Source organism: Promicromonospora sp. NPDC060271 (genome assembly GCF_042726755.1).
Classification (GTDB): domain Bacteria; phylum Actinomycetota; class Actinomycetes; order Actinomycetales; family Cellulomonadaceae; genus Promicromonospora.
In genome coordinates this window covers 20,413-29,373 of sequence record NZ_JBHXBG010000063.1, presented here as the reverse complement: position 1 = coordinate 29,373, position 8,961 = coordinate 20,413, and the positions used below count along the sequence as shown (strand labels likewise).

At 73.9% G+C, this 8,961-nt stretch carries 9 protein-coding genes; all 9 read right to left on the bottom strand.

All coding sequences use genetic code 11. From position 1 onward, the window contains the following. Positions 1-49: 49 nt before the first annotated feature. Positions 50-1,030 carry a DNA-binding protein WhiA gene (gene whiA / locus ACFWE2_RS11890; protein ID WP_116675604.1) on the bottom strand — a complete coding sequence of 327 codons (981 nt, stop codon included), beginning with the start codon at positions 1,028-1,030 and terminating at the stop codon, positions 50-52. Between the two features lie 135 nt (positions 1,031-1,165). Beyond that, complete coding sequence (locus tag ACFWE2_RS11885) at positions 1,166-1,711, bottom strand: NADPH-dependent FMN reductase (protein WP_377224435.1); 546 nt, start codon at positions 1,709-1,711, stop codon at positions 1,166-1,168. Further along, complete coding sequence (locus ACFWE2_RS11880; RefSeq protein ID WP_377224434.1) at positions 1,708-2,865, bottom strand: LLM class flavin-dependent oxidoreductase; 1,158 nt, start codon at positions 2,863-2,865, stop codon at positions 1,708-1,710. Before ACFWE2_RS11880 ends, ACFWE2_RS11885 begins: the two co-directional genes overlap by 4 nt. After that, a complete protein-coding gene (locus ACFWE2_RS11875) occupies positions 2,865-3,989 on the bottom strand; it encodes an LLM class flavin-dependent oxidoreductase (RefSeq protein ID WP_377224433.1) in 1,125 nt (374 codons plus the stop codon). Before ACFWE2_RS11875 ends, ACFWE2_RS11880 begins: the two co-directional genes overlap by 1 nt. 114 nt (positions 3,990-4,103) lie before the next feature. Further along, positions 4,104-5,354 carry an LLM class flavin-dependent oxidoreductase gene (locus tag ACFWE2_RS11870; RefSeq protein ID WP_377224432.1) on the bottom strand — a complete coding sequence of 417 codons (1,251 nt, stop codon included), beginning with the start codon at positions 5,352-5,354 and terminating at the stop codon, positions 4,104-4,106. 5 nt (positions 5,355-5,359) lie between these two features. Further along, positions 5,360-6,439 carry an ABC transporter substrate-binding protein gene (locus ACFWE2_RS11865; RefSeq protein WP_377224431.1) on the bottom strand — a complete coding sequence of 360 codons (1,080 nt, stop codon included), beginning with the start codon at positions 6,437-6,439 and terminating at the stop codon, positions 5,360-5,362. Next, positions 6,436-7,200, bottom strand: a complete 765-nt coding sequence (locus tag ACFWE2_RS11860) for an amino acid ABC transporter ATP-binding protein (RefSeq protein WP_377224430.1) — start codon at positions 7,198-7,200, stop codon at positions 6,436-6,438. The genes ACFWE2_RS11865 and ACFWE2_RS11860 overlap by 4 nt, the downstream gene beginning before the upstream one ends. Then, complete coding sequence (locus ACFWE2_RS11855) at positions 7,197-8,324, bottom strand: amino acid ABC transporter permease (protein WP_377224429.1); 1,128 nt, start codon at positions 8,322-8,324, stop codon at positions 7,197-7,199. The genes ACFWE2_RS11860 and ACFWE2_RS11855 overlap by 4 nt, the downstream gene beginning before the upstream one ends. Next, on the bottom strand, positions 8,321-8,938 hold the full coding sequence (locus tag ACFWE2_RS11850) for a GNAT family N-acetyltransferase (RefSeq protein ID WP_377224428.1): 618 nt from the start codon (positions 8,936-8,938) through the stop codon (positions 8,321-8,323). The genes ACFWE2_RS11855 and ACFWE2_RS11850 overlap by 4 nt, the downstream gene beginning before the upstream one ends. Positions 8,939-8,961: the final 23 nt, after the last annotated feature.

The window sequence follows — 8,961 nt, the reverse complement described above, 5'->3', positions numbered from 1 at the left end:
GGTCACCCGGGTGACCTGTACGTCTGACACGTCCGGCGGCGTCTGACAGTCAGAGGTCGAGCAGGTCAGCGGGCAGCCCGGCCTCGGTGTCGGGGATACCCAGCTCGAGCGCGCGCTTGTCCGCGGTCGACAACAGACGGCGGATCCGGCCCGCCACCGCGTCCTTGGAAAGCTGCGGCTCGGCCAGCCGGCCCAGCTCCTCGAGCGACGCCTGCTTGTGCGCGAGCCGCAGCTCACCCGCCTGGCGCAGGTGCTCCGGCAGCTCGTCGCCGAGGATCTCGAACGCCCGCTGGACTCGCGCGCCCGCCGCGACGGCGGCCCGCGCCGAGCGGCGCAGGTTCGCGTCGTCGAAGTTCGCCAGGCGGTTGGCCGTGCCGCGCACCTCGCGGCGCTCACGGCGCTCCTCCCAGACCTTGAGGGTCTCGGGTGCGCCGATGCGCTCCAGCATGCGGCCGATCGAGTCGCCGTCGCGGATCACCACGCGGTCGATGCCGCGCACCTCGCGGGACTTGGCCGCAACGCCGAGCCGGCGGGCCGCGCCGACGAGCGCGAGCGCCGCCTCCGGTCCGGGGCTGGTGATCTCCAGCGCCATGGACCGGCCGGGTTCCGTCAGCGAGCCGTGCGCCAGGAAGGCGCCGCGCCACACCGCCTCCGCCTCCTGCACACCCGCCGACACGACCTCGGGCGCCAGTCCGCGCACGGGGCGGCCGCGGGCGTCGAGGAGCCCCGTCTGCCGGGCGAGCGACTCCCCCTCGCGCACCACGCGCACCACGAACCGCGAGCTCTTCCGCAGGCCGCCCGCCTGGACCACGATGAGCTCGCTCGTGTGCCCGTACAGGTCGTGGATGGCATGCCGCAGCCGGGTCGCCGCATGCTCCGTGTCGAGCTCTGCCTCGATCACGACGCGACCCGAGATGATGTGGAGGCCGCCGGAGAACCGCAGCGTCGCGGAGACCTCTGCCTTACGGCAGGATGTCTTCGCCACCCTCACCCGCGCGAGCTCCTCCTTGACCTGTGCCGTGAGCGCCATGGCGTCATCCTGCCATGGTCAAGCGCGAGGTCACCCAGTGGAATCGCGGATACTCGGGCGAATTGTCCCGGCGTGTCGCCTCGGTGCCGGAGCGGGGACGGCCCGGGGACGGCGCGGTGTCGGCACGGTGCCGCCTCACTGCCCGTGCGGTGCCGGCGCGGGGACGGCCCGGCCGAGCGTCGCGGCCCAGCGCTCGAGCCAGGCTTCGACCGCCGGTCCGGCGTCGGCGAGCTGCCCCTCGGTCACGGTGAGCGTCCGCGCGGGCACGACGGCGCCGAGCTCGACGAGCACCGGCCGCAGGTGCACCTCGCCGGCCAGCGCGTGGGCCGGGCTCGCGGAGACCACGACGGGCACGACGACGACGTCGGCGAGCGCGTCCGGGCCGTACCCGTCGAGGAACGCCTTGAGCAGGCCCGTGTAGGACGCCTTGTAGACCGGCGTCGCGACGACGACGACGCGCGCCGCCGCCACCCGGTCTCGGGCGGCGGCCACCGCCGTCGACCCGGTGAGGACCTCCGGCGCGAGCAGCGCCAGGTCGACCGGGTCGGTCGCGGTCAGGCCCAGCTCGTCCGCGATCCGCCGGCCGACCTCCTGGGCCAGCCCCAGCGTGCGGGAGCCGGGCCGCGGGTTGCCGCTGACGACCACCAGGCCGTCCGTGCGCTCGTCCGTGTGCGTGGTCATACCGCCACCTCCGTCTTCGTCGTGGCCGTGCCCGTTCCTCTGGTGTCTTCCCCTGTGTCGACGGCGGTGAGTCCCGCGGCCCGCCGCTCGTCGCGCGGACCCCACAGGTCCGTCCTGACCTCTGCCCGCACCTGCGGGATCACCTCGGCCGCGAACCGGCGCAGCACGTCCTCCTGGTGCGCAGGAGCGAGCAGGTGGTTCACGGAGACCGCCTGCAGCACGTGCCCGAACGAGGAGTGGTAGTCGAGGATCTTCTCCACCACCCGTTCGGGGGAGCCCACGAGCGCCGGGCCGCGTTCCACCGCCTCCTGAAGCGTGCGGAAGCTGGTCACCTTGCCGACGGCGCCCGGTGCGTGCCTGCGCGCGTCCTGCTGGCGCACCTGACCCTCGTAGATCGGCCGGTACTGCTCGACCGCCTCCTCGGTGGTGTCGGCCAGGAACAGGCCGCCCGACCCCGCGCCGACGAACCCGTAGGCCGGGTCGTGCCCGGCGGCCGCGTACCGCTCGCGGTACCGGTCGATGAGCACGGCGTAGTTCTCCCGTGGCTGGAGCGCGTTGGCGCTGACGATCGGGTCGCCGTGCTCCGCGGCCAGGTCGACGGCGAGCTGCGACGTCGCCGAGCCGTGCCAGATGCGGAAGGGGCCGGCGAAGGGCCGCGGCAGCGTGGTCGCGTGCTCCAGCCGATGCCGGTGCCTGCCCTCCCACGTGACGTCCTCCGAGGAGAGCAGGAGCCGCAGCAGCTCGTAGTTCTCGCGCAGGTACTCGTACTGCTTGGCGATGTCGAGGCCGAGCAGCGGGTACTGCAGGTCCTCGTTGCCCTTCCCGATGACGATCTCCAGCCGGCCGCGGCTGAGCTGGTCGACGGTCGCCAGGTCCTCGGCGAGCCGGATCGGGTCGTGCAGGGAGAGCACGGTGACGCCCGTCGACAGCAGGATGCGGGACGTGCGAGCGGCGATCGCCCCGAGGATGACGGTAGGCGCCGACGACAGCACGGGGCCCGCGTGCCGCTCCCCCACCGCGAACGAGTCGAACCCGAGCTCCTCGGCGAGGACGGCCGTGTCGACGATCCGGTTCAGCCGGTCGGCGGGCGGGACCTGCTCACCGGTGACGGGGTGCGGCGGGTTGAACGCTATGTCCAGCACCTGGAAACGCATCAGGCGGCCGCGTTCTCTGCGGCGTCCCCTGCGGCACGGTCGCGCTCGGCCACACCCTCCTTGACCAGCGGGATGACGTACCGGCCGAAGTCGATGGCGTCGTCGAGCAGGTCGTAGCCGCGGGCCGAGATGACGCGCACGCCCAGGTCGTAGTACGCGAGCAGCGCCTCGGCGACCTGCTCGGGGGTGCCGACCAGCGCGTTCGAGTTCCCGGCGCCGCCGGTCGCCTTCGCCGTGGCGGTCCAGAGCGCCGTGTCGAACCGCTCGCCCTGTGCTGCGATCTCCAGCAGACGCTGCGACCCGGCGTTCTCGGGTTTGTCGATCGGGTGCCGCCGGCTCAGGATGCCGCCCTGCGCGGCCTTGCGCGCCTCGATCCGGCCGAGGATGTCGTGTGCCTTCTCCCAGGCGAGCTCCTCGGTCGGCGCGATGATCGGCCGGAACGCCGCGTGGATCCGCGGCGGTGTCGCGCGGCCCGCTGCCTCGGCCTCCGCGTGCACGCGGGCGATCTGCTCGGCGGTACGGTCGAGCGGTTCGCCCCAGACGGCGTAGATGTCGGCCTCCGCGGCGCCGACCGGGTAGGCGGCGTCGGACGAACCGCCGAACGAGATGGTCGGCACGTGACCGGGATACGGCTTGGCGTCCAGCACGAAGTCGTCGAAGTCGTAGAACTCGCCGTGGTGGTCGAACGGCTCGGCGCTCGTCCACGCCCGCTTCACGATCTGGATGTACTCGCGGGTGCGGGCGTACCGCTGGTCCTTGGTCAGGGTGTCGCCCTCGCGGCCCTGCTCGTGGTCGTTGCCGCCCGAGATGAAGTGCACGGACAGCCGGCCGCCCGAGAGCTGGTCCAGGGTCGCGAACGTCTTGGCCGCGTACGTCGGGTAGGAGACGTTGGGCCGGTGCGCGAGCAGCAGCTCGAGATCCGGGACGTGCGCCGCGACGTGCGCGGCGAGCGTCGCCGGCTCCGGGCCGGACGATCCGTAGGCGAACAGGACACGGGTCCAGCCGTTGTCCCGGTGGGCGCGGGCGATGCGGACCAGGTAGTCGTGGTCGACGGCGGCGGTGGTGCGCTCGTTCGTCTCGGAGGCGTCGCTGGTGGTGGCGATGCCGAGGAACTCGACGGGCATGGTGGTGCTCCTTCGGTGCGGGGACTGGGGTCGGCGTGCGGGGGGTCGGCGTGCGGGGGTCGGCGTGTCGGCGGGGTTCGGCGGGCGTGGGGGTCGGCGTGCGCGTGAGGTCGGTCAGGCCGCGCTGACGGACCGGTCGGCCCGCTCCGCGTCGGTGCGCTCGGCCCCGGCCCCGCTGGTGCCGCCCCAGGCCTCCGCCAGCAGCTCGAAGGAGCGGCGGGTCTCGGCGGGGTCGTGGGTGGCGGTGGTGACGAGCAGCTCGTCGGCCCCGGTGACGCGCGCGAGCGTGTCGAGGCGTTCGACGACGGTGGCCGGGTCGCCGACGATCCGGGTGTCGACGCGGTCGGCGACCAGCGCGCGCTCGGCGTCGGGCCGGTCGGTCCAGGCCGTCGCCTGGGACGGCGACGGGTAGGCCATGGCGCCGCGCTCACCGCGGCGGATCGACAGCACCCAGTCGGCGAACGGCTCGGCGAGCACGCGCGCCCGTTCGAGGGTCTTGGCGACGAGGACGTCGGCCGAGACCACGACGTACGGCTCGGCCAGGACACCCGGCCGGAACGCGGCCCGGTACGCCGCCACGGTGTCGAGGACGGTCGCGGGGCTCACGTGGAAGTTGGCCGCCAGCGGCAGACCCAGCTCGCCCGCCACTGTCGCGCTCTCGCCGCCGCTGGACGCGAGCAGCCACAGGTCGAACGCGGCGCCCTCGACGGGCGGGCTCCCGTACGCGTTGCCGGCCCGGTCGCGGTACGTGCCCTGCCGCAGCGCGAGCACGAGCTCCACCTCCTCCTGGAAGGCGGCGGGCTTCCGGTGGGCGCCGACCACCTCCTGCTGGGCCAGGAGCCGTTCGCGCAGCGCGGGGTCGTTGAGGCCGTTCGGCGGCGCGGGCGGCACGTAGAGCCCGTCGACCAGGCGCGGGACGGCGGGGGCGGGCGGACGCGGCGGCTGGGCCGGTGCGGGCGGCCCGCCCTTGCCCGACGATCGGCCCGACGACCGGCCCGACGTCTGGCCCGACGGCGGGACGGTGAACGCCCTGCCGAGCCCCAGGTCGACCCGGCCGGGGTGCAGCGCTGCTATGGTGCCGAACTGCTCGGCGGCGACCAGCGGCGACGTCGTCGACAGCAGGACAGCGCCGGAACCGACCCGAATGCGCGAGGTGCGGGCGGCGACCGCCGCCGCGAGGACTGCCGGCGCCGCCGAGGCGACACCGGGCGCGAGGTGGTGCTCCGCGTACCAGACGCGCCGGTAGCCGAGGGCGTCGAGGTCGACGGCGAGCGATACGGCGCGCTGGATCGCCTGGACGCCGGTGGAGCCCTCGGCGACCAGGGCCAGGTCGAGGACGGACAGCGGGACTCTCGGGTTGCTCATGCTTCTCACTCCTCGGTCTTGGGCAGGCCTGGCGGGTTGGTCTCGGAGCTCTCCACCGCCTCGGACTCGAGGCCCCAGCGGTCCAGCACCTGCTGGTAGGACCCGTCCTCGATGGCGTGGTCGAGGGCCGCGGTGACCGCCTCGGCGGCGTCGGCGCCCTTCTTGGTGGCGACGGCGATCTGCGCCGTGTCGGGCCAGCCGCCGTTCAGCGTGCCGACCACCTTGAAGTCGTCCGGAGAGACCGCCGCCTGGTACGCGAGCGAGGCGTTGGGGCCCACGTAGGCGTCGAGGCGCCCGGACTGGAGGGCCAGCAGCACGTCGGAGAGCTGCTCGTAGTAGTCGGGGCCCTCGACGGGCGCCAGGCCGTCCGCCTGGTTGAGGCGGTCCCACTCGAGCAGGATCTTCTCCTGGTTGGTCCCGGAGCCGACGCCCACCGCCAGCCCGGCGATGTCCTCGCGGGAGTCGATCGTCAGGTCCGAGTCGGCAGCCGTGAGCCAGCCCAGCTCGTCGATGCGGTAGCTGGAGAAGTCGATGGTCTCCTTACGCTCCTCGGTGACCGTGATGTTGGAGATGACGGCGTCGACATCGCCCGACTGGAGGGCGAGCGGCCAGTCCGCCCAGGCCTTCACCTCCAGCCGCAGGTCCTTGCCGAGGGCGTCGGCCACGAGCTGTGCGATGTCGGTCTCGTGGCCGATCGGCGTCTTGTCGTCGTCGGCGAGGAAGACCAGCGGCGGGGCGCCGCCCGCGCTCACGGCGACGGTGATCTCGTCCTTGTCCGCCCACGCGGCGGGCAGCAGATCCACCGCCTCCGCGGACTCCGTCGTGCGCACGCGGTCCTGGTCGGGGGCGGTGCTGACCTGCAGGCCCGCCGACTCGGGGGCGTTCTCGGCGAGACCCGACGCGCCGTCCGCCGCCTCGGGCCGCTCGGTGCTGGCGGCCGAGCAGGCCGCGGTGAGCGCGAGCAGCGGCACGGTGGCCAGGGCGAGCAGTCGGTTCCGGGCGGCTCGTCGGGTGACGGTCACGGTGGTTCCCTTCGGGTCGGGGGCGTGGTTCGGGGCTGGGTGGGTGGCAGGGTTCGGGGTCACAGGACCTTCTCCAGGAAGGCCCTGGTCCGGGGGTTGGCGGGACTGTCGAGCACCTGGTCGGGTGGCCCCTGCTCGATCACGACGCCCTCGTCCATGAAGACGACGGTGTCCGCGACCTCGCGGGCGAACGCGACCTCGTGGGTGACGACGACGAGCGTGGTGCCGGTGCCCGCGAGCTCCTTGATCACCTGGAGCACCTCGTCGACGAGCTCGGGGTCGAGCGCGGACGTCGGCTCGTCGAAGAGCACCACCGCGGGCCGCAGGGCGAGCGCCCGGGCGATGGCCACGCGCTGCTGCTGGCCGCCGGAGAGCTGCCGGGGCCGGTCGTCGGCCCGGTCGGCGAGCCCGACGCGGGCCAGCAGCTCGCGCGCTTCCGCCTCGGCCTCGGCGCGGGGCCTGCCCTGCGCGTGGACCGGCGCCTCCACGATGTTCTCGAGCACCGTGAGGTGCGGGAACAGGTTGAAGCTCTGGAACACGAACCCGATCCGGGTGCGGCGGCGCAGGATCTCGCGCTCCGTCAGCTCCCGCAGCGTGCTGCCGCGCCGGGCGTAGCCGATGAGCTCGCCGTCCAGGGAGACGAACCCGCGGTCCACCTTCTCCAGGTGGTTGATCGCGCGCAGCAGCGTCGACTTGCCCGACCCGGACGGGCCGATGATCGCGGCCACCTCGCCGGGCCGGACCGTGAGGTCCACCCCGCGCAGCGCCTCGAGCAGGCCGAACGACTTGTGCACGCCCCTGATCTCGAGCAGGCCCCCGCTCATGCGGCACCCCGGTCCGTGCGGGAGCCGCCGTCACGCTGGGCTCCGTCACGCAGGCCGCCGTCACGCGGGGCGACCCAGCGCCCCACCCGGACGCGTGCGGCGAACGCGGGCGGGACGCCGTCGGGCACCGGAGCGCCGGTGAGGCGCGACCAACCGACCTGCGCCGTCCACCGGGCCCGCTGCAGCGGCGTCGGCGGGAGGGTGCGCAGGGCGCCCTTCGCGTAGTGCCGCTCGACGTAGTACTGGACCACCGTGATGAGCGTCGTGAGCGCCAGGTACCAGATCGCGGCGACGATGAGCAGCGGTACGACCCGCCCGTTGCGGCCGTAGATGACGCTCACGATGTAGAACAGCTCGCCGTACGCGAGGACGTAGACGATCGAGGTGCCCTTGAGCAGGCCGATCACCTCGTTGACGGCGTTGGGCACGATGGAGCGCATCGCCTGCGGCAGGATGATGCGCCGCACCTGGCGGTGCCGGGGCAGGCCCAGCGACGCCGCGGCCTCGTGCTGGCCCTGGTCGACGCCGAGGATCCCGGCCCGGACGATCTCCGCGCTGTACGCGGCCTGCGACAGGCCGAGGCCGAGGATCGCGGCCCAGAACTTGTCGATCAGGTCGAGCGTGTCGAAGAACAGGAACTCCGGCCCGAACGGGATGCCGAGGCTGAGGACCGGGTACAGGTAGGCGAGGTTGTACCAGAGCAGGAGCTGGAGCAGCAGCGGCACCGAGCGGAACACCCAGGTGTAGGCCCACGAGACCCCCTGCAGCAGCGGCGAGCGCGACAGCCGCATCAGCGCAAGCACCGTGCCCAGCGCGAAGCCCACTGTCGACGCCGTCACCGTGAGCCGGACCGTGGCCCAGGCGCCCTCCAGGATCGACGGCCACGTGAGATAGCGCGCCACGACGTCCCACTCCCAGCGGTCGTTCGTGACCAGGGACGAGACCACCATGGCGAGCAGCACGGCGACGACGGCGGTCGCGAGCCAGCGGCCCGGGTGCCGGGCCGCGACGACACGCAGGTCCTCGTCGGCCGGCCCTGCTGACGGCGCGCGGCCCCCACCCGGCGGCAGGCCGGGCGGCGGGTACAGGAGGCGGGACTCGCCCTCGGCCAGGTCGGCGCTCATGTCGCCAGCCACTTCTCGAACGGGAACGGTTCGAAGGGGAACGGCTCGAACGGCTCCGTGGCCGACGGCGTGCCGCCCTGGCCGGCCGCGGCCGCCGAGAGCGGCGTGTAGCCCGCGGTGCGGTACAGCGCCGCCGCCTCCGGCTGGCGAGGGCCGGTGGTCAGGTAGAGGCGCGGGTAGCCGAGCTGCCGCGCCCGTGCCTCGAGCTCGGTCAGGACCCGCCGCGCGAGGCCGCGGCGCCGGTGCGCCGTGTCGGTCCAGATGCGCTTGAGCTCAGCCGTCGGCACGGCGGGCACGCCGTCCGCGTCCCGCGCGTCAGCCCGGGCCAGGCGCGCGACCTCCCCGAGCTCCGGTTCGAGCCGACGGCGGAACGCGCCGCCTGCCACCGGCACGCCGTCGTGCAGCAGGAGGATCAGGGAGCCGGCCGGCGGGGCGAACTCCTCGGCGCCGTAGTGCGCCATCTCGGCCCGGTGCTGCTCCTCGGTGAGCACGTCGTGGTACCGGGACCGGTACTCGACGGAGAGGCCGGCCAGCAGCGGCTCGACCAGCGGGTCCGACAGGTGCGCCTCGCGGACCTCGAGCGCCGGGGACGTCCCGGCGGACAGGGCGGTCATCGTGCCGCCTTCTCGCCCGCGGT